Origin of the sequence: Fodinicola acaciae, assembly GCF_010993745.1 — a bacterium.
Taxonomy (GTDB): Bacteria; Actinomycetota; Actinomycetes; order Mycobacteriales; family HKI-0501; genus Fodinicola; species Fodinicola acaciae.
Genome location: NZ_WOTN01000002.1, coordinates 1950913 through 1970409 on the forward strand (window position 1 = coordinate 1950913; position 19497 = coordinate 1970409).

Consider the following 19497-nt stretch of genomic DNA (forward strand, 5'->3'; position numbering starts at 1 on the left):
CGAACGCACACCGGTGCTCAAGAGTCGTCACTTTTCTGCCGCCGGATCGTGACCTTGCTGAGATTTTCCGGCGGCAGAGTTTACTAAGAGGTCGCGCAGATAGGGGAGTCGGCTATCGCCCGCTCCCTACCTGCGCGACCTCTTCGCGCCGAGATGAATGCTGCGCACGTCAAGGAGGAACAAATCGTCGCGATGACCGAGCCAGGCCGGGTCGTCCCGGTCCAGTAGCCGCTGCCAGCTCGCCAGGTCGTCGGCATCGACCGAACCGCTGTCGGCGCTGCGCTGGACGCGGTGTTCGATGCTGTCCAACACATGCGCGCGATCGTTGGCGTCGAGCGGTGCGGGTTTCTCAATCAGTACGCTGAAAGTCGTGACCTCGCGCAGGCCGGCGCGGCGCAATGCCTCGGTCCAGCCGTACGGCATTGGCTTGCTGCCTGGCAAACCGCCGCGCATCTGGACGAACCACTCGTCGTTTGCCGCGTCCAGCCGCAGCTCCAGGCCCGGCCGGCCGACGCCGACGTCCCACGGCATGCGGCGAGGTGGCAGGCCACCTTCGGCGAGCGCGAGGCGTCCGTCGTCGGCGAGCAGACTGGCCAGCTGGTCGATCGCGGCCTGTTGGTCGCCGACGTGATGGACCGAGGCCGAGGCCCACACCAGGTCGACCGGCTCGGTCACCGCCGCGCGCAGCTCGGTGAGGCCGCCGTGCAGGTCGCACTGCCGGAATGCCAGCCGCTCCTGCGAAAGCTGCGCGGCACGCGCGTTTTCCTTTGCGCCTTCGAGCACCTCGGCGCTGCCGTCGATCGCGATGACCGCGGCGTCGGTCGGCAGTGCGTGCGCGATTGCGATCGCCATTCCGGCGCCGCCGCAGCCGACATCGACGGCGAGGCGGTCGGTCGGACGCACCAGCCGGCTGGCGACAACCGCGTTCCAGTCGGCGTCGTTGCGCGCGTTGTCGCGCAGGTGGTCGCGCGAGGAGTCCCAGTCGATCGCGTACGGGTCGGTCATGTCGACGAGCGTACCGCCAGCCATTCCTGGTGTTTGGCCAAAACGCCGGACCAGAGCCGAGTGCGATCGGTGGCGGAGAGATCTGTCAGTGGCAGATGGAAAACGTCGGCCAGCACGGCAAACCAGTCGACCGGGTCGTCGAGCGTACGCGACTCGACCGGATCCGGTGCGTGTCGCTTGTAGACACAGCCGGTCAGCATGTCGACACCGCCGGCATCGCGCCGTTGTACGCAGAAAGTGCGGACGAAACTCGACTCCGGCGAGGTCGACATGTGGTGGTGCCGAGCGGCGAAATCGGCGACCGTGGCGGTCGCCGACATGCGCATGTCCATGCCGACGAAGCTGCCGCGCGGATCGTGATCGAGCCGCCAACCGCCGGCCTCGACCTCGGATGGCCGCAGCCGATAGGAAAACGGCCCCTGCCGGTAGGTGCCGGCGCGCAGCGGAACGGGATGGTGCAAGGCGTCGCCGAGGCCGGCATCGACCAGCCACACACCGTCGGGACACTCGTCGGACGGCAGCCCGCTGACCGTCAATGCCAGATGGTTGGCCAAATCCGGGCCCGGTGGCTCGGAATACGCGGCGGTCTGCACGGCGGCGCGGTGCCATCGTACGGCATAACCGAGGTTTTCCAGCAAAAGCGAGAAGCCGCCGTTGAGGTGATAGCAGTATCCGCCGCGGTGCCGGCGGACGAACCGGTCGGCGGAGGCGTGCCGGTCGATCGAGGTCGGACGGTCGAGGTGGATGTCGATCACCTCGTATGCGATGCGTTCGACGTGCGCGGCGTGCAGCGTGTGCAACGCATCGACGCTCGGCGCGCCTGGATGCGGCAGGCCGAGCCGGTGCAGATATCCTTCGACAAGATCCATAACGCCGACAGTAGGCGAGCCGGCCGGCCTGGCACAGGTCCAATCCGACCCCAAAATCGTGGACAACTCGAATGTATTACGATGCGGCCGTCGCGAGGGGTTTGAACATTGATTGACGACGACGGATTCGCGGTGGTCGTGGTGGGTGCGGGTGCCTCTGGCGCGCTCGCGACTATCCGTCTGCTGCGCGAAAGTGCGGCATGCCGGCGGCCGGTCCGGATCGGACTGGTCACCTCCGGAGCCGAGATCGGCCGCGGCCCGGCGTACGCGACAATGTGCGACACGCATTTGTTGAACGTACCGGCCGGGAAAATGAGTGCGGATCCGGACGCGCCGGATGGATTCCTGGACTGGCTGCTGTCCCGTGGCCGGCAGACCGGCCGGCTGGAATTCGTGCCGAGGTGGATTTTCGGGGCCTACCTTGGCGATCAGGTGGCGACCGAGGCGAAGCTGAACACCTCGACGGCGTCGCTGGACTACATCGCCGATCGCGCGATCGGTGTTTATCCGGTGCCGGGCGGCATGATGGTCGAGCTGGCCGGCGGCGAATGCCTGCGCACGCGGAAAGTCGTCCTCGCGCTCGGCGGTTTCGGGCCGAACCGCGACTGGGTCCCGGACGCGTTGCGCGGTTCGCCTTTGCTGATCGACAATCCGTGGGACTTCGCTCGGCTGCGTGAGGTGCCGCGGCACGCGGACGTACTGCTGGTCGGCACCGGTCTCACGATGTGCGACGTCGCGGTTTCGGCCTGTCGCGGCGAACGTACCGTCTACGCGGTTTCGCGCAGCGGTTTGCTGCCGCACTCGCACACCACGCCGCTGGCTGCCGCGATGGAGATGCCGATGCCGGCCGGCACGTCGTTGCGGGACGTGCGACAGGTGATCCTGCGGCACGTGGCGCGGTCGGTCCGCGCGACCGGCGACTGGCGGCCGGCGATGGACGGCCTGCGACCGCTGACCACGCGCATCTGGCAACGCTTCTCCGACCGTGACCGCGAGGACTTTCTGGCCAGTTACCAACGAATCTGGGAGACGCACCGGCACCGCATCCCGCCACCGACGGCCGCCGCGCTCGCCGCCGCGGTCGATCGCGGCGAGCTGGAGGTGAACGCGGCGGAGGTCGTCGCCGCGAGCCAGGAGCGCGGCCGCGTACGCGTGTGGCTGTCCAACGGCCGCAAACTGGAGGTCGGCGCGGTGGTCAACTGCGCCGGCCCGGAATACGACCCGCGCCGCATCGACGACCCGCTGGTCCGCCAGCTGCTCGACAGCGGTCTCGCGCGGCCGGGTCCTCAGCTGCTCGGTCTGGACACCACCGACGACGGCCAACTCATCGGCACCGACGGCCAGCCATCGCGTCCATTGTGGACAATTGGCTCGTTGCGGCGCGGCAACCTGTGGGAAACTACGGCGATCCCGGAAATCCGCGCGCAGGCCGCACACCTCGCGCGAATGCTGGCCGTGAAAGGTGTGTGAAAGGCCGGTTGCGCTGGGATGGGCGCGACGGTCCGCGAGGAGGAAAAATGGTGCTCAGAGGCATATTCCTGGTCCTGACGGTGATCACCACCGGCCTGATCGCCGGACTATATTACGCATACAGTGTGTCCGTGATGCCAGGCTTCAAACGAGCCGACGACCACACCATCGTCGACGGCATGCAGGGGATCAACATCGCGATCATCAATCCGTGGTTTTTCCTCAGTTTCCTCGGCTCGGTGATCCTCGGCGCCGTCAGCATCTTCCTCAACCTCGGCACGCCCGTATTGGTCTGGGTGATCGTCGGAGTGGGGCTCAATATTGTCCAGTTTGTGGTGACGATGGCGATCAACGTACCGCTGAACAACCGACTCGAGGCTGCCGGTCGTGTCGATGTCGTGAAGGACCTGGCTCGTACGCGCCGCGAGTTCGAGGCGGTCTGGACGAGGTGGAATCTGGTCAGGACACTGTTGTGCACTGGTGGGTTTGCGATGTTGTGCTGGGGTTTGGTGGTGTTTGGTCAGACGGCTTCGTAGGTCGTCGCCGCCGGAGCCGGCCATAGCCTCCCAGTAAGTGGCGAGAAAGTCCACTATGTGGGACCCAGGCATGCGTAACGCTAAATGTCTGGATTGCGAAGTTGGCGGATGGTGTGAATGTCGAGTTACTAACGTTGGACGCAAGAAGCGAGGCTTTCACGCCGCCCCGGTCGCTGGTGGCTGTGACGGGTGTGACTGTTGAGGCTGATAATGCTGTTGTGACTGCTGGCCTGCGATAGATGTCCGTTTTGATGTCTTGTTAAACAAGTATTACGCAGTCAGCCGCCACAGCGCGATCGTTTGGCGTCCATCCCGACGGGTTGCTTCCCATACGTGACCCAGAAAACCCAGCCCCGCCCACAAACCGCCACCCGCACCCTTATGCACACCGATTGGCGTCCATGCGCCCCCTCCCTTGAGGTCGCTCGCCGCGTAGGTGCGCCCGCCGCGCAGGCGAAAAGCCCAACCACCCCCTGACGCAACAACCAAGAGACGCAACCAACCACCCACCCACCCACCCACCGCAACAAACAAGAGACGCAACCACCTCCACAACGCACCAATCGGAGAACGGAACCACACCCAACGCAACAAACAGGCGCCCACCCGCCCACCCGCCCATCAACGGGCAAACCAGCCACCTTCAAATACACCCCACATAGCCGCACCCGCCCCACCGCACACACGACGCCGCACCCCACCACCCTGAACAACAACTCCGTACGATGTACAGTGTTACTCCGGAGGTGGAGATGGCGACACAGACAGCGGTTCTGGCCGAAGGACTACGCAAGCGCTACGGCGACAAGGTGGTGCTAGACGGGCTCGACCTGGCGGTGCTGGCGGGTACGGTGCGGGGGTTGCTGGGGCCCAACGGTGCCGGCAAGACGACGACGGTGCGGATTTTGTCCACGTTGCTGCGATTCGACGGTGGACGTGCGGAGGTTGCCGGCTTCGATGTTGTCCGGCAGGCGGCTCGGGCGCGGAGTCGGATCGGGTTGGTGGGCCAGCACGCGGCGGTCGACGAGGTGCTCAGTGGCCGGCAGAACCTGGTGATGTTTGGCCGGCTTTTCCATCTGAGCGTACGAGAGTCCAAGCGCCGCGCGGAGGCGTTGTTGGAGCAGTTTGGCCTGACGGACGCGGCGGACAAGCCGGCGGGGAAGTATTCCGGTGGCATGCGGCGGCGGCTGGATCTGGCGGCCGGCATGATCATGACGCCGGCGGTGTTGTTTCTGGACGAGCCGACGACTGGCCTGGATCCGCGCGGCCGCAACGAAGTGTGGGAGGCCGTGAGGCAGATGGCGGCGGCCGGCACGACCGTGTTGCTGACGACTCAGTATCTGGACGAGGCCGACCAACTGGCCGACCATATCTCGGTCATCGACGCCGGCCGGATGATCGCGGAAGGCACGCCTGACCAGCTGAAAGCCAAGCTCGGCGCGGATCGTCTCGAGCTGGTGCTGCATGATGCCGCCGACCTGGACCGCGCGGCGCGTACGGTTGCGCGGATCGTTGGAGCGGAGCCGGTCGTGGACCGTGACAGCCGGCGGATCGGTGCACCGGTCGGTGATCGAGCCGCGATGGTGAGCGCTGTGTTGACAACACTGGAAAACGACGGTGCCGGAGTCGAGGACGTGGCGTTGCGCCGGCCGACGCTGGACGAGGTTTTCCTGGTTTTGACGGAGAAAGAGCGGGTGACGGCGTGAGCGCGCTGGGGTGGGCCGTTGCCGACGGCTGGGTCGTCGCGCGGCGGGCGATGTCGCACTGGGTCCGCCGTCCGGATCCGCTGATCTTCAGTTTTGCCTTCAACATCATGATCGTGCTGATTTTCGCGTACCTTTTCGGCGGGGCGATCCAGGTGCCCGGTGGTGGCGACTACAAGCAGTTCCTCATGCCGGGCATGTTCGTCATGTCGATGGTTTTCGGCATCAGTACGATGACGATCGCGGTGACCGAGGACGCGAGCCGCGGCATCATGGACCGGTTTCGGTCGATGCCGATGGCGACCTCCGCGGTCGTGTCGGGTCGTGCCGTGGCCGACATGTTGTACGCGACGGTGACGCTCGTCGTGATGGTGGCCTGCGGCCTGGCGATCGGCTGGCGTTGGCAGCACGTACCGCTCGCGGCGCTCGGCGCCTTCGCGCTGCTTTTGTTGCTCCGCTTCGCCTTCGTCTGGATCGGCATCTTCCTCGGTCTGGTCTTCCGGTCGCAGTCGGCGGTCGTCGCGGTGCAGACCTTGGAGTTTCCGCTCGGATTCCTGTCCAGCGCGATGGTCTCGCCGGCGACCATGCCGGCGTGGCTCGGCGTCGTGGCCGAGTGGAATCCGCTGTCCTCGACCGCGACGGCCGCTCGGCTGCTGTTCGGAAATCCTGGTACGGCCGGGTTTCCTGGATCGCCGGGCATTCGGTGCTGATGGCGGTCGTCTGGCCGGCCGTGCTGATCGCGGTCTTCTTCCCGCTGTCGGTCGTCACCTACCGGAGGCTCAGCCGTTGACCGAGCACATCGTCGTACGCGGCGCACGGGAGAACAACCTGCGCGACATCAGCCTGGCGATCCCGAAACGCAAGCTCACCGTGTTTGTCGGCGTGTCCGGCTCGGGGAAATCGTCACTGGTCTTCGACACCGTGGCCGCCGAGGCGCAGCGGCAGCTCAACGAGACGTTCACGCCGTTTGTCCGCACGTTCCTGCCCAAACTCGGTCAGCCGGACGCCGACCTGATCGACAACGTGTCGACCGCGGTGATCGTCGACCAGAAACGGCTCGGCGGCAACTCGCGGTCGACGGTCGGTACGGTCACCGACATCAACCCGCTGCTGAGGCTGATGTTCTCCAGAGCCGGAAAACCGTACGCCGGACATGCGAACGCCTTCTCCTTCAACGATCCGACCGGCATGTGTCCGGACTGTCATGGCATCGGACGGAAAGTCGAGGTGGACGAGGCGGCGTTCTTCGACCGGTCGAAGTCGCTCAACGACGGCGCGCTGCTGCATCCGTCGTACGCGGTCGGCGGCTGGTACTGGAAGACATACGCGGAGTCCGGCCTCTTCGACAACGACCGCAGGCTCGCCGACTATTCGCCCGAGGAGTGGCAGACGCTGCTGTATGGCGCCGATGCCAAGGTCAGGTTGCGTACGCCGAGCGGGGTGTCGGTCTCGTCGGCTTTCGAAGGCGTGATCACGAAATTCACCAGGCTGGCGATCAACCGCGAGGACGGTGGTGATTCCTCGGCGAAGCGGGAAAACCTGGAGAAGTTCACCGTCACCCGCACGTGCCTGTCCTGCGAAGGCCGGCGGCTCAACGAAAACGCGCTGAGCTCCAGGATCGGCGGACGTACGATCGCCGACCTGACCGCACTGGACCTGGTCGCGCTCGATGAGCGGCTGCAAAAGACCGACGCTCCGCCGCCGCTGATCGAGTCGGCTCGCGGCCGGCTTGGCCAGCTGATCTCGATGGGGCTCGGATATCTCACGCTGGACCGCGAAACCAGCTCGCTGTCCGGCGGTGAGTCGCAGCGGATCAAGATGGTGCGCCACCTGGGCAGCAGCCTCACCGATGTCATGTACGTCCTGGACGAGCCGAGCATCGGCCTGCATCCGCGCGACGTACGCCGGCTGACCGACCTGCTGCTTGCCTTGCGCGACAAGGGAAACACGGTGCTGGTCGTCGAGCACGATCCGGATGTGATCCGAATCGCCGACCATGTGGTGGAAATTGGCCCCGGTGCTGGCGCCGACGGCGGCGAGATCGTCTTCGAAGGCAGCGTCGACGCACTGCGGCGAAGTGGTTCGCTGACCGGAAAGCACCTCGATCGCAAGCCGACACTGCGTACGCGGCCGAGAAAACCGAGCGGCCACCTGCGGATCGCCAACGCCGACGCGCACAATCTGAAGTCGATCACGGTCGACCTCCCGCTCGGAGTGCTGGCGGTGGTCAGCGGCGTGGCCGGCGCCGGCAAGAGCTCGTTGATCCGAGACGTGCTGGTGCCGCGACACCCGGGCCTGGTGTTCGTCGACCAGTCGGCGGTGACGACGTCGATCCGCTCCACACCGGCGACCTACACCGGCGTGATGGATCCGGTGCGCCGGCTTTTCGCGCGTACGAACAAAGTCAGTCCGGGACTGTTCAGCTTCAACTCGGCCGGAGCGTGCGACACCTGCCAGGGTCTTGGCGTCACCTACACGGACCTGGCGTTCATGGACGGTGTACGGTCGGTGTGCGAAACCTGCGGCGGCCGGCGCTACACCGACGAGGTGCTGGCTTACACGGTCAACGGACTGTCCATTTCGGACGTACTCGACCTGACCGCCGCGCAGGCGGTGGATGCCTTGGAAGGCAAGGACATCCGGCGCCGGCTGCGGGCCGTGGTGGATGTCGGCCTCGGCTATCTGACCCTCGGACAGCCGCTCAGCACGCTGTCCGGCGGTGAATGCCAGCGCATCAAGCTGGCGACCCAGCTGCACCGCGACGGCACGGTTTTCGTGCTGGACGAGCCCACAACCGGCTTGCACATGTCGGACTGCGGACATCTGCTGGCGTTGCTGGACCAGATCGTCGACGGTGGCGGGTCGGTGATCGTGATCGAGCACAACCTCGACGTGATCGCGTACGCCGACTGGGTGCTGGACCTCGGCCCGGACGGCGGCGACCAGGGCGGTGCGGTTGTCTACAGTGGACCGCCGGCCGGACTGGTCGAGCAGGTCGGCTCGCACACAGGTGCGCACCTGCGGCGGCATCTGAGTTAATGGTCGGCATGGCGGTCGAACATGGTGGCACGGGTGACCCGCGGCGAAGTCTGGAGCTGATGTGGGGTGTGCGGAGCAAGCCGACGCGCGGCCCCAAACAGCGGTTGACGGTGCCGCAGATCACCGCGGCCGCGGTCGCGCTGGCCGACGCGGAAGGTCTCGCGGCGCTGGCGATGCGTCGGGTGGCCGAGCAGCTCGGCGTCTCGGTGATGTCGCTTTACACGTATGTGCCGGGAAAGGGCGAGATGATCGACCTGATGGTGGACGGCGTGATGGGTGAGCTGGCCACCGCGTACGAGGCGACCGGCTGGCGTGACCGGCTGGCCGCGCTGGCGCACGACCTGTGGCAGCTGCACCGCCGGCATCCGTGGCTGCTGCAGGTAAACGCGACCAGCCGGCCGGTGATGGGACCGCACACCATCCAGGCGTACGAGCATCAGCTCAACGCGGTCGAGGGGATCGGCCTGACCGACCTGGAAATGGATTCGGTCGTGTTGCTGGTGCAGGCGTATGTGCAGGGAGCCGCTCGCGGCGCCGTTGACTCGGTGCAGGCGGAAAAACAGACCGGCCTGACCGACCAGCAGTGGTGGGCCGCGCACGAACCGGTGCTGGACAAGGTGATGGACGCGTCGCGGTTTCCGGTGGCGACTCGCGTCGGCACGACCGCCGGTGAGACGCACCAGTCCGCGTACGATCCGCAGCACGCCTTCGAATTCGGCCTCGAGCGCGTGCTCGACGGCATCGGCGCACTGATCGGCTAGGCCCCTAGTCCTTTTCCAAGCTCTGCAAGAGAAGTCCGAGCAGGTGGCTGAGTTGTTCGCGCTGCTGCTCGGTGATCCCGGCGAGCAGGTTGCGCGCGTTGGCCAGGTGTTCCGGCGCACATGCCTCGAAAGCGGCTCTGCCGCGCTTGGTGAGCTCGACCAGGCAGCCGCGGCCGTCCGCCGGATCCGGCCGGCGCACCACCAGCTGATCCTTGACCAGCCGGTCGATCCGTACGCTGACGGTGCCGGCGGTCAGGTCGAGCTCGGCCATCAGCCGCTTCTGTGACAGCGGCCGGCCGCCGAGCCGGACGATGGTGGCGAGCACCGCGAACCCCGGTCCGGTGAGGCCATGGCTGGCGAACACGCGCTCCAGTTCGGCGCCGATCTTGGTCCGCAGCCGCGCCAGCCGCGCGGTGACCGCGATCGGATCGACCTGAAGGTCGGGCCGGTTGGCACGCCAACCGGCGAGCACGCGCGCGATGGAGTCGTGCTCGGACATGGCGGCAAGCCTACCGGCCGTCTGTGGACGTACGCTTGCGTGGTAAGATAGTTTGAGTTCAAACTAGATGGCCATGAGCAGTCGAATTGTCGTCGGCATTTCCGGTGCGACCGGCATCGCCTACGGCGTACGCGTGTTGGAGTTGGCGAGGAAACTGGGGGTGGAAAGCCATCTGGTGGTGACACCGGCCGGACAGCAGACCAGGTCCTACGAGACCCGGCTCTCCGCTCGCGACCTGGCCGCGATGGCCGATTTTTCCTATCGTCCGGCCGATGTCGGCGCACCGATCGCCAGCGGCTCGTTTCCGGTGGACGCCATGGTGGTGGCGCCGTGTTCGATCCGTACGCTGTCGGCGATCGCCTACTGCCACGACGACAACCTGTTGACGCGCGCCGCGGACGTGACGCTGAAGGAACGCCGGCCGCTGGTGTTGCTGGTGCGCGAAACCCCGCTGACCATGAGCCACCTGCGCGCCATGGTCGCGGTCACCGAGTCGGGCGGCGTCGTGATGCCGCCGGTGCCGGCTTTCTACCTCGATCCACAGACCGTCGGCGACATCGTCGACCACACCGCCGCGCGGGCAATGGACCTGCTCGGTTTCCCGGACCCGGACCTGGCCAGATGGAAGGAAAAGAGTGAAACACCTGCGTAGTTTGCGTGAGTTCATCGACGAACTCGCGTCGATCGGCGAGGTCCAGCCGATCGACGCCGAGGTCGACTGGCGGCTGGAGATCGGTGCGATCATCCGGCGGTCGTACGACCTGACCGCGCCGGCGCCGCTTTTCGGCAACATCCGGGGATATCGCGGCAGCGGCTTCCGGGTGTTTGGCGCACCGGGCGGCCTGAGCGCGCCGGAGCACCGGTTGGCGCGGATCGCGTTGGCGCTGGGTTTGCCGGCGACCGCGAACGGACAGGACATCATGGAGACGATCGTGGCCGCGCGAGAGCGGCCGGGGATCGCGCCGGTCATGGTGGAAAAGGCGCCATGCAAGGAAAACATCCGGCGCGGCGCCGACGTCGACCTGGAGATCTTTCCGACGCCACTGATCCACGGCAACGACGGCGGACGCTATATCCAGACGTACGGCATGAACATCGCCCGCACACCGGACGGATCGTGGACCAACTGGTCGGTCAATCGGATGATGATCGCCGGGAAGGACCGGCTGGCCTGCCTCATCCCGGGGCCGCAGCACCTGGGGATCATCCGTTCGCAGTGGTCGAAACTCGGCCGGCCGATGCCGATCGCGCTGGCGCTCGGCGTCGAGCCGGCGCTGCCGTACGCCGGCGCGATGCCGCTGCCCGAAGGCGTCGACGAGAGCCATTTCGTCGGCGCGTTGTTCGGTGAGGGGATCGAAGTGGTGCCGGCCGAGACGGTCGACCTGCTGGTGCCGGCCACCGCGGAGATCGTCATCGAAGGCCACATCGCGTACGAGGAAACCGCGATGGAGGGGCCGATGAACGAATATCCCGGTTACAACGCCTTCGACGCCTCACCGAAACCGCTGTTCCAGGTCAGCGCCATCACCTATCGCGACGGCGCGATCCTGCCGGTGGTGGCGGCCGGTCCGCCGGTGGAGGAGGACCACACCGGCACCGGCACCATGCACGCCGCGGAAATCCTTTATCAGCTGCGAAAAGCCGGACTGCCGGTGGCGTCGGCGTGGTTCTCGTACGAGTCGGCGATCCACTGGCTGATCGTCGCCGTCCGGCAGGACTGGCACGCCACGCTCGGCGTGCACGCCGGTGAGCTGGCGCGGATGGTCGGTGACGTGGTTTTCGCCGGCAAGGCCGGATTCGGCGTGCCGAAGGTGTTGCTGGTCGAGGACGACATCGACATCACCGATGTCAACGAGGTCGTGTGGGCCTTCGCGACGCGTACCCATCCCGAGCACGGCGAGGTGCATTTCCCGGACAAGCCGACCGCCGCGCTTTCGGTTTATCTGGACGCGACAGAGCAGCACACCTATCGCGCCGGCAAGGTCGTCTACAGCTGCCTGCTCGCCGACCGGTTCGACGGCGACAGGCGACCGGTCAAAGGCAGCTTCGAGAACGGCTGGCCGGCGGACGTACGCGACCGAGTGCTGGCGAACTGGACGGCCTATGGCTATTGATACGGCTACTGATCCGGGATCTCGACGGTGATTTCGTTGCCCAGCCGGGCACCGAGGTCCAGCTCCAGGTCGTCGCCGCTCCAGAACCGGCCGGGGTCATACCAGTTGGGCCGGCGACCACGCGGCAGCAGGCCCATCTCCTCGTACGTGACGGCGACGACCTCGGCGCAGTAGGCGGTTTCCAGCGTGCCGGCCTTTTCCAGATCTTTGAGCCGGCGCCGCGGAATGCGGCCCTTGAACCAGCGACCGGCCAACCGCGCGGTGGACGGAAACGGCGTGCCGTCCAACCGCGCGATCATCCGCAGCGCGGCGTCCTCCATCTCGCGGGACGCCTCCAGGTCGAGCTGGCGCAGCCAGGCGCGCTGGCCATAGCGCCGAGCCCAGGTCAGCACCGCGTCGCGTGCGTCATGCAGCTGTACGCCGCGGTGGTGCGTGCCGGACCACATGTCACGCAACGACTTGCCGAGCTCGGCATGCCACATCAGCGGCGGAAGGTCCTCGATCACCACCGACATGCCGACGTGGTTGACCGGACTGTTGGTCATCATCTGGATCGCGCGGTCGGCCCGCGACGTGCCGCGGAAAACCCAGATGTCGCCGGTCCTGGTGATCTCCAGCGCCTCGGCCAGGTCGATGACATGTTCGGCCACCTCACTAACCTAGCGATATGAAGCTGTGGAAAATCATCGGACTCGCCGGAGTCGTCGGCGTGGTCGCCACCGGAGTGGTGATCGCACGCGCCGAGCGGCGCCGACGCGCGTACACGCCGGACGAGATCCGCGACCGCCTGCACGAGCGCTACGCCGACTCCCTCGACCAGTCCTAACTCACGCTCGTGCTGGTTGGGGCTCGGGGGTGGTAGGGATGCGATAGCGGACGAACGCGGGGAAGGCGAGCCGGATCAGCGCGACGCCGACGATCACCGCGATGCCGCCGCTGGCGGCGCTGATGGCGGGGGAGACCAGCGAGCCGACCGCGCCGGCGCGGAAGTTTCCCAGATGCGGACAGGCGGCACCGACCACGTAGTCGACGGCCGACGCGCGGCCACGGAGGTTGTCCGGCGTCGCGACCTGCAGGATCGTGTTACGAAAGACCACCGTCATCGAGTCGGCGGCGCCGGCGACGGCCAGCAGCGCGAGCGTCAGCCATAGGTTGCCGACCAGACCAAATCCGAACAGGCCGGCACCCCACACGGCGTTGCCGGCGAGGATCGCGACGCCTGGCCGGGCGATCCGGGCGATCGGTCCGGACAGGGCCGCGCCGAGTACGCCGCCGACCGCGACCGCCGTGGTGAGCAGGCCGAGCGTACGCGCGTCGCCGCCGAAGCGGTCCTGGTTGATGGCCGGGAACAGCGCGAACGGCATGCCGAGCACGGTCGCGTTGAGGTCGGCGACCATGGCCGCGGCGAGTACGCGCGTGCGCGCCACGAAGCCGAGCCCGTCGACGACCGCGCGTACGCCTGGCCGGGTCGTCTCGCCGATCGGCGGCATCGCCGGTATGCGCGCGACCGCGTACAAGGCGGCGGCGAAGGAGACGGCGTCGATCACATAGCAGGTCCGCAGGCCCCAGCTCGCGGTGATCACGCCGGCGAGCGCCGGACCGACGGTCAGGCTGGCGTGCATCATGATCATCTTCAGCGCCGCAGCGGCCGGCAGCCGATCGGTGGGCAACAGCCGCGGCATGAAGGTGGCGATCGCCGGACCGTTGACCGCGCCGAAGAGAGCCTGCGTCGCGACCAGCGCATAGAGCAGCCACAGTTGGTCGAGTCGCGCGTACGCCTGTGCCGCCAGCAGCACCGACACGACCGCCAGGCCGCTGGTGGTGAGCAGCACCAGCCGGCGCCGGTCCACCGCGTCGATGACCGACCCGCCGGCCAGTCCGACCAGGATCGCCGGCACCGCGATGGCCAGGCCGAGCGCGCCGACCGCCAGCGCCGAGCCGGTGAGCTGGAAGATCTGCAGACCGACCGCGTACGACGTCATCGTGCCGCCGACCGACGACAGCGCTCCGCCGAGCCAGAGCCGGCGAAATGCGGGGGATTCGCGGAGCGGTCGGATATCGATCAGCACCGGCCCACGTTACGGCCTGTTCACGCCGGTTTCGAACGAATATTCGCGAGCAGTGTCTCGGCGGTGCGTACGGCCTCGGCGCCGACGCTCGGATCGCGGTCGATCGCGCTGACCAGCGTCGCGCCTTCCAACACGATGACCAGCTGGCGGGCCAGCGCGGCGGCGTCCGAGGCGCCGGCTTCTTCCAACGACCGCTGGAAAAGTCGGCGATAGAACGCGAGGTGGTCGCGCGCCAGCCGGCTCGGCGCCGCGTCGTGGCCGCGGTCCTCGGTGGCCGCGTTCATCATCGCGCAGCCGCGAAATCCGGCCTCGGCAAACCACGACGTCACCAGCTCGAAGACCGCCAACACCCGGTCGCGACCGGTGGTCCCTTCGCTGGCCGCGCGCTCGTGCCAGCCGCGTACCCGCCGCGTACGGTCGGCCAGCACCGCCTCGACCAGGCCGTCCTTGGAGCCGAAATGCTTGTAGATCGTCAGTTTCGACGCTCCGGCCGCCGCCGCGACCTCGGCGACTCCGACCGCGTGGATGCCGCGGCGATAGAACACGTCGGCCGCCGCGGCGAGGATGCGGGCCCTGGTGGCCGCCGGGTCCAGCGGTTGGCCGGCCGCTACTGGCATGTGGTCCTCCTCTCCTTGACCAGATAATACCGATCGTTACCATCGTACCTATGGCTCCCGTCCGCCGGCTGTGGCTGGCTGTCCTGTGCGGATATCTGGCGCTCGGCGCGACACTGCAGGCGCTGCCGGCCTATGTGCCGGCGCGGTTCGGTGGCGGTGCGCTGGCGGCTGGTACGGCCGTCGGCATCGCGTTCCTGGCGACGGCCTGCTGCCGTCCGTTTGCCGGTCGTCTGGCCGACGCCGGCCGGTCGCGGCCGGTGGTGATGCTCGGTGGTGCGCTGACCGCGCTCGGCGGCATCGGTCACCTGGTCGCGCCGGACCTCGGCGCGCTGCTGCTCGCGCGGCTGGTCATGGGAGCCGGTGAGGCGGCGCTGTTTTCTGGCGCTCTGCCCTGGGTTTTGGCTGGCACGAAGGCAGAACACCGGGGCAGGGTCGCCGGCTGGTTCGGCCTGTCGATGTGGGGTGGACTGTCCGGCGGTCCGGTGATCGCGACCGTTGTCGGCGACGCGTACGCCGTGTGGTGGGTCGTCGTCGCGTTGTCCGGGTTGTCGATGGCGTTGGTGGCGACCACGCGGCAGGCCGGCGGTGGCGCGCTGGAGCCGATCCGGCATTGGCGCGAGCTGGTGCCGGCTGGCGTGGCGATGCCGGGGCTCGCGATCGGCCTGGCCGCGTACGCGTATGGCACGGTCGCCGCTCTGCTGGTGCTGCACCTGCGGGTGGACCGGATCGGTGCCGACGGCTTCGGGCTGACCGTTTTCGCGGTGTTTTTCCTGCTGACGCGGTTTGCCGGCAGCCCGTCGGTGGACCGCTATGGTGGCCGGCTGGTCGCGGTCTGGTCGGTCTCGCTGGAGGTCGTCGCGCTGCTGGTCGTGGCCTTCGCCGGGAGCGCGTCGGTCGCGATGGCTGGTACGGCGCTGGCCGGCGTCGGACTGGGCCTGATCTATCCGGCCTGCGCGGCGCTGACGCTGGACCGCGTACGCGGCATGCGGCCCGGGGTGGCGATGGGGGTGATGACCTCCTTCTGGGATCTCGGCGTGATGGCCGCCGGTCCGGCCGGTGGCGCGGTGGCCGCCGGTTTCGGCTATCCGGCGGCATTCTGCATCGCGGCCGGCATGGGCCTGCTGTGCGTGACGGTCGCGTTCGTCTTCCTGCGTACCAAAAACCATCTCGTATGCTCGGTGGATGCCAGCTGATCTTGATGTCCGCGTGCTGACCGCCGACGAACTGCCCGCTGCGTACGAGCTGGGGCGGGTCGCATTCGGATTGGCGGCCGAGCCGCCACAACGCGTGCTGGAGGAGCGGCCGGGGCTGACGCGCTGGGGTGCGTTTCTCGGCGGACGGCTGGTCGGCAAGGCCATCGACCTGCATCACGACCAGTGGTGGGCCGGCCGCAAGGTGCCGGCGGCCGACATCGGCGGAGTCGCGGTGGTGCCGGAGACCCGCGGCCGCGGAGTCGCGCGGTCGGTGTTGACGGCGTTGCTGGCCCGAGCGCGCGACCGAGGCGCCGCCGTCAGCGCGCTCTATCCGTCGGTCTCGGCGGCTTATCGGTCCTGTGGCTGGGAAATCGTCGGCGCGCTGCCGCATCGCGAGCTGCCTGTCAACGCGATTCCGCGGCTGGCGCCTGCGGAGAAGCTGACCGTACGACCCGGTGGTGTCGAGGACCTGCCGGCGATGGCCGCGCTTTATCAGCAGGTGGCGCGAAACCGGTGTGGAATGTTGACGCGCGAAGGCATTCTTTTCGGCACCGACGCGGGTGGACTGACGGCCAAGGTCGACGGACTTTCCTTGGTGGAGGAGGAAAACCGACTGGTCGGCTATATGTCGTGGCAGCGCGGCGAAGGATGGGGACCGGACGCGGCGCTGACCGTCACCGACCTGTTGGCGTTGACGCCCGACGCCGCTCGCGAACTGCTCGCCGTGCTGGCTAGCTGGCGGTCGGTCGTCGGTGCGATCCGGTTGCACACGCTCATTCTCGAGCCGCTGCTTTCGGTGCTGCCGTTGGAAAATACCCGCGAGCTGAAGCCGGAGCCGTGGATGCTGCGCCCGGTGGACGTCGTTGCCGCGGTGGAAAGGCGCGGCTGGCCGGCGTACGTGCGAGGGGCGGTCGAGTTTTATCTGGAGGACCGGCTCGCGCCGTGGAACGCCGGTGCGTGGCGGCTGGAGATCGCCGACGGTCGTGGCCGGTTGGAGCGTACCGATGGCACGCCGGGCCTGCGGTTGGCGGTCGGCGGCTTTGCGCTGCTCTATGCCGGCGCGGCGCGTGCCCACGCGTTGGTCGAGGCAGGTTTGTTGCGGTGCGACGAAAACGCCGATCCGTCCACTGTGGACATCCTCGGCAGCGGCGAGCAGGCGCAGCTCCTGGACCACTTCTAGGCCTGGCCACAGGTCCGGTCCGGGGTCCGGAGGTCCGATGGGAACTTTGTTGACCGTATTGCGCGCCGGACTGGCCAACAAGGTCACAGTCGGGCGCCGATTCGGCTGTCCGAATGGATCGGCGGGAGGCATCGTCGCAGGTCAGGCAGGTGCCGACGACGCAATCGGATTCCGATTGCGTCGTCGGTCAAGATCGACTAGCGGAGGCGGATGACGGTGGTCGGGGCCTCGGACATGACCGAGACCTCCTCGACCGGCGCCACTTCCTGCCGGTGCGTACGCATCAGCTGGACGCCGGGATGCAGCTCCACCACGTCCCACTCGCCGAGCGTGTGCCGCTCGTCGCGGTGCAGCCGGATCTGGCTCAGCTCGGTGCCCGGCCCACTGTGGATGTGCACCATCGTGCCGTTCATGCTGGTGTCGGTCACGGTCAGCAGGCCGCCGGCCACCTCCAGCCGCAGGTGGCTGCGGCTGACCCGGCCGACCACGTCGTCGTCGAGCAGGTCGGACAGGCCGATCGACTCCGGCTCCTCAGGCGCGCGCCCGACCGCTGTCGGCCGCGCCGAGGTGACGGTGAACTCCATCCGGTCGGTGCCGTCGACGCGTACGGTGATCGGCACGCTGTAGAGCCGCGGCCCGGCGTCGGTGAGCTGCTGGTTGTGCCGCGGACAGAACGGCCGTCCCTGGTGGATACGCGGCGGTGGCTGCTGGTGGTCGGGCAGGACGGCCGCGTACGCGCCGCAGCCGAGATTCTGGCAGTGCCAGTTGCGCGCCAGGATCGCGGCGGTGGCCTGGTCGGGCGCGGGTGGATGGGCCGGCGCGCCGGCCTGCGGCGGCCGCGCCATCAGCGCCGCGCCACCCATCCCCGGCACCGGCGACAGCAGCCGGCCGGAGGTGCCGAAGATCCACGGCCGGTGCTGCGCGTACGCGCCGAAGTCGTTGCGGCTGATCACCGGCAGGCCGGTGTACTCGGCGATCTCCAGTACCCGCCCGGAGGCGTCGTCGGCGACCTCCAGCAGGCCGTCGTCGGCCCACCGGCGCATCACCATCTTCTCGTTTGAGGTGAGCTCCAGGTCGCCGAGGATCGACCGGTCGACCACCGCGTACACCCGCGCGGCGCCGACCCGCAGGTGCGCGGCGAGCGCGTCGATGACCAGGCCGAGCCGGGTCAGGTTGAACGGTCTGCTGGTGTCACCGTCCAGTGCCGAGTATCCGACGACGGACGCCAGGTCGACCACCGCGCGTGCCACGCTCGGGTCGAGGGTCAGCTGGCGCTCGATCGAGTCCAGCACCTTGGTCACACCAAACCGCACCGGTCAGCCTCCTTGCTCCGGCCCCCACAAGCCGGCGTCCATCATGCCTGGTCACTGCCAGTGTCGCCTCCGGTGGCGGCCGGAAACCGCCGCCGAGGTGCCGTTTTGCCGGTTAATACGCGCACATCAACCGGCAAAACGCCTCACAGGGTGGTGACCTGCCAGTGCCGCTTGTTGATGATGTCGTCAAGGATCAGCCGCAGGCCGGCAACCGTGTGCCAGTGCGTGCCGGGCGAGCCGCCGTCGTGGAACAGGATGATGCAACCCGGCTGCATCGTGCGGCCGACCCAGTTGGCCATGTTGGCCGGCTGCATCAGCGGCTTCTGCCAGTCGGACGAGGTGACCCGCCAGCCGAGCGAGGCCAGGCCCAGGCCGGCCGCGACCTGCACCTCACGCGGCGTGAAGTCACCGTGCGGAGCGCGGAAATAGTACGGCCGCACCCCACCGCTGGCCTTGGTGATGATCAGGTTGGTCTGGCTGAGGTCCTTGGTGATCGTCGCCGCCGGCTGCTTACCGAGCTCCGGCTTGTGCCACATCGTGTGGTTGCACAGCGTGTGACCTTCCTTCACGATCTGCCGGGTCAGCTCCGGATGCTGGCGGACCCGGAAGCCGATCTCGCAGAACACCGCGTGCACGTGATATTCGCGCAGGACGGCGAGCACCTTGGGCGTCCACTGTGGATCCGGGCCGTCGTCGAAGGTGAGCGTGACGCCAGGCGTGCCGTTTTCCTCGTACACGGTCGCCGCCGGCTGCAGATGCCGTACGCCGTTGGGCGCTTGCGGCGGCGGTTTCGGCGTCGAGGCGGTCGGTGCGACGGCGACCGGATTTGTCGCCTGTGGTGTCGAAGAATTGCCGCAACCAACGAGAAGTAAAGCCAATATGGCCAGTCCGGCGACGCCTGACCGGCGGAGAAACCTCGTCTTCGGGGTCATTCGGCCAACGATACGCGCGTACGCCTGTTGACTGGACACCGTCGCGCAGCCGAGACTGTTTCCGTGCTCCTTCTCGTGCAGCGCATCTACGTCGACCTGGCTCGGTCGACCACCTCTGGCTGTCGTCCCTGCCGCTGATCCACGCAGCCGGCTTTTCTTTTCGTTTCAGCCAGATTTCCGCGCCCAGAGGGGACAAC

At 67.6% G+C, this 19497-nt stretch carries 19 protein-coding genes; 11 read left to right on the forward strand and 8 right to left on the reverse strand.

Annotation, left to right across the window (positions count from 1 at the left end; translation table 11 throughout):
• Window positions 1-126: 126 nt before the first annotated feature.
• Both GNX95_RS24445 and GNX95_RS24450 read right to left on the reverse strand, forming a co-directional pair.
• Entirely contained in the window at window positions 127-1005 is an 879-nt protein-coding gene (locus tag GNX95_RS24445; protein ID WP_163509710.1) for a class I SAM-dependent methyltransferase, read from the reverse strand.
• Complete coding sequence (locus GNX95_RS24450) at window positions 1002-1874, reverse strand: arylamine N-acetyltransferase family protein (protein ID WP_163509711.1); 873 nt, start codon at window positions 1872-1874, stop codon at window positions 1002-1004. The genes GNX95_RS24445 and GNX95_RS24450 overlap by 4 nt, the downstream gene beginning before the upstream one ends.
• Before the next feature lie 108 nt (window positions 1875-1982).
• Here GNX95_RS24450 and GNX95_RS24455 point away from each other — a divergent pair, with 108 nt between their 5' ends.
• From GNX95_RS24455 to GNX95_RS24480, 6 genes are all read left to right on the forward strand, one after another.
• Complete coding sequence (locus GNX95_RS24455; protein WP_163509712.1) at window positions 1983-3344, forward strand: FAD/NAD(P)-binding protein; 1362 nt, start codon at window positions 1983-1985, stop codon at window positions 3342-3344.
• The gene (locus tag GNX95_RS24460; protein ID WP_222853857.1) at window positions 3341-3880 is read left to right on the forward strand and encodes an anthrone oxygenase family protein; all 540 of its coding nucleotides are present in this window, start codon (window positions 3341-3343) and stop codon (window positions 3878-3880) included. Before GNX95_RS24455 ends, GNX95_RS24460 begins: the two co-directional genes overlap by 4 nt.
• Window positions 3881-4632: 752 nt before the next feature.
• Entirely contained in the window at window positions 4633-5586 is a 954-nt protein-coding gene (locus GNX95_RS24465; RefSeq protein ID WP_163509713.1) for an ATP-binding cassette domain-containing protein, read from the forward strand.
• Window positions 5583-6293: an ABC transporter permease gene (locus GNX95_RS24470; RefSeq protein ID WP_246281716.1), complete on the forward strand. Its 711-nt coding sequence runs from the start codon at window positions 5583-5585 to the stop codon at window positions 6291-6293. The genes GNX95_RS24465 and GNX95_RS24470 overlap by 4 nt, the downstream gene beginning before the upstream one ends.
• A 76-nt stretch (window positions 6294-6369) precedes the next feature.
• Window positions 6370-8622, forward strand: a complete 2253-nt coding sequence (locus tag GNX95_RS24475) for an ATP-binding cassette domain-containing protein (RefSeq protein ID WP_163509714.1) — start codon at window positions 6370-6372, stop codon at window positions 8620-8622.
• A gap of 8 nt (window positions 8623-8630) precedes the next feature.
• On the forward strand, window positions 8631-9383 hold the full coding sequence (locus GNX95_RS24480) for a TetR/AcrR family transcriptional regulator (RefSeq protein WP_163509715.1): 753 nt from the start codon (window positions 8631-8633) through the stop codon (window positions 9381-9383).
• A gap of 4 nt (window positions 9384-9387) precedes the next feature.
• On the opposite strand, the gene GNX95_RS24485 is transcribed toward GNX95_RS24480, so the two are convergent.
• The gene (locus tag GNX95_RS24485) at window positions 9388-9882 is read right to left on the reverse strand and encodes a MarR family winged helix-turn-helix transcriptional regulator (protein ID WP_163509716.1); all 495 of its coding nucleotides are present in this window, start codon (window positions 9880-9882) and stop codon (window positions 9388-9390) included.
• 73 nt (window positions 9883-9955) lie between these two features.
• Here GNX95_RS24485 and GNX95_RS24490 point away from each other — a divergent pair, with 73 nt between their 5' ends.
• Complete coding sequence (locus GNX95_RS24490) at window positions 9956-10534, forward strand: UbiX family flavin prenyltransferase (protein ID WP_222853858.1); 579 nt, start codon at window positions 9956-9958, stop codon at window positions 10532-10534.
• On the forward strand, window positions 10518-11996 hold the full coding sequence (locus GNX95_RS24495; RefSeq protein ID WP_163509718.1) for a UbiD family decarboxylase: 1479 nt from the start codon (window positions 10518-10520) through the stop codon (window positions 11994-11996). The genes GNX95_RS24490 and GNX95_RS24495 overlap by 17 nt, the downstream gene beginning before the upstream one ends.
• A gap of 5 nt (window positions 11997-12001) precedes the next feature.
• Here the strand turns inward: GNX95_RS24495 and GNX95_RS24500 are convergent, their stop codons facing one another.
• Entirely contained in the window at window positions 12002-12646 is a 645-nt protein-coding gene (locus GNX95_RS24500) for a hypothetical protein (protein WP_222853859.1), read from the reverse strand.
• Between the two features lie 17 nt (window positions 12647-12663).
• Between GNX95_RS24500 and GNX95_RS24505 the strand changes: the two genes are divergently transcribed.
• Window positions 12664-12822 carry a hypothetical protein gene (locus GNX95_RS24505; RefSeq protein ID WP_163509719.1) on the forward strand — a complete coding sequence of 53 codons (159 nt, stop codon included), beginning with the start codon at window positions 12664-12666 and terminating at the stop codon, window positions 12820-12822.
• A 1-nt stretch (window position 12823) separates the two neighbouring features.
• Here the strand turns inward: GNX95_RS24505 and GNX95_RS24510 are convergent, their stop codons facing one another.
• Both GNX95_RS24510 and GNX95_RS24515 read right to left on the reverse strand, forming a co-directional pair.
• Window positions 12824-14065 (reverse strand): MFS transporter, encoded by a 1242-nt coding sequence (locus tag GNX95_RS24510; RefSeq protein WP_163509720.1) that lies wholly within the window; start codon window positions 14063-14065, stop codon window positions 12824-12826.
• A gap of 20 nt (window positions 14066-14085) precedes the next feature.
• A complete protein-coding gene (locus GNX95_RS24515; protein ID WP_163509721.1) occupies window positions 14086-14682 on the reverse strand; it encodes a TetR/AcrR family transcriptional regulator in 597 nt (198 codons plus the stop codon).
• 50 nt (window positions 14683-14732) lie between these two features.
• Between GNX95_RS24515 and GNX95_RS24520 the strand changes: the two genes are divergently transcribed.
• Entirely contained in the window at window positions 14733-15875 is a 1143-nt protein-coding gene (locus GNX95_RS24520) for an MFS transporter (protein WP_163509722.1), read from the forward strand.
• Entirely contained in the window at window positions 15865-17055 is a 1191-nt protein-coding gene (locus GNX95_RS24525; protein ID WP_163509723.1) for a GNAT family N-acetyltransferase, read from the forward strand. Before GNX95_RS24520 ends, GNX95_RS24525 begins: the two co-directional genes overlap by 11 nt.
• A 197-nt stretch (window positions 17056-17252) precedes the next feature.
• Here GNX95_RS24525 and GNX95_RS24530 read toward each other — a convergent pair whose 3' ends face one another.
• Window positions 17253-18368, reverse strand: a complete 1116-nt coding sequence (locus GNX95_RS24530) for an FHA domain-containing protein (protein ID WP_163509724.1) — start codon at window positions 18366-18368, stop codon at window positions 17253-17255.
• A 143-nt stretch (window positions 18369-18511) separates the two neighbouring features.
• A complete protein-coding gene (locus tag GNX95_RS24535; protein WP_163509725.1) occupies window positions 18512-19300 on the reverse strand; it encodes a polysaccharide deacetylase family protein in 789 nt (262 codons plus the stop codon).
• Between the last annotated feature and the right edge of the window lie 197 nt (window positions 19301-19497).

What these genes read in the sequence shown, in the direction of transcription:
- GNX95_RS24490 (WP_222853858.1), top strand. Translation starts at nt 9,956, where the DNA reads ATGAGCAGTCGAATTGTCGTCGGCATTTCCGGTGCGACCGGCATCGCC.
- GNX95_RS24465 (WP_163509713.1), top strand. Translation starts at nt 4,633, where the DNA reads ATGGCGACACAGACAGCGGTTCTGGCCGAAGGACTACGCAAGCGCTAC.
- GNX95_RS24485 (WP_163509716.1), bottom strand. Translation starts at nt 9,882, where the DNA reads ATGTCCGAGCACGACTCCATCGCGCGCGTGCTCGCCGGTTGGCGTGCC.
- GNX95_RS24445 (WP_163509710.1), bottom strand. Translation starts at nt 1,005, where the DNA reads ATGACCGACCCGTACGCGATCGACTGGGACTCCTCGCGCGACCACCTG.
- GNX95_RS24520 (WP_163509722.1), top strand. Translation starts at nt 14,733, where the DNA reads ATGGCTCCCGTCCGCCGGCTGTGGCTGGCTGTCCTGTGCGGATATCTG.
- GNX95_RS24505 (WP_163509719.1), top strand. Translation starts at nt 12,664, where the DNA reads ATGAAGCTGTGGAAAATCATCGGACTCGCCGGAGTCGTCGGCGTGGTC.
- GNX95_RS24535 (WP_163509725.1), bottom strand. Translation starts at nt 19,300, where the DNA reads ATGACCCCGAAGACGAGGTTTCTCCGCCGGTCAGGCGTCGCCGGACTG.
- GNX95_RS24515 (WP_163509721.1), bottom strand. Translation starts at nt 14,682, where the DNA reads ATGCCAGTAGCGGCCGGCCAACCGCTGGACCCGGCGGCCACCAGGGCC.
- GNX95_RS24480 (WP_163509715.1), top strand. Translation starts at nt 8,631, where the DNA reads ATGGCGGTCGAACATGGTGGCACGGGTGACCCGCGGCGAAGTCTGGAG.
- GNX95_RS24450 (WP_163509711.1), bottom strand. Translation starts at nt 1,874, where the DNA reads ATGGATCTTGTCGAAGGATATCTGCACCGGCTCGGCCTGCCGCATCCA.
- GNX95_RS24525 (WP_163509723.1), top strand. Translation starts at nt 15,865, where the DNA reads ATGCCAGCTGATCTTGATGTCCGCGTGCTGACCGCCGACGAACTGCCC.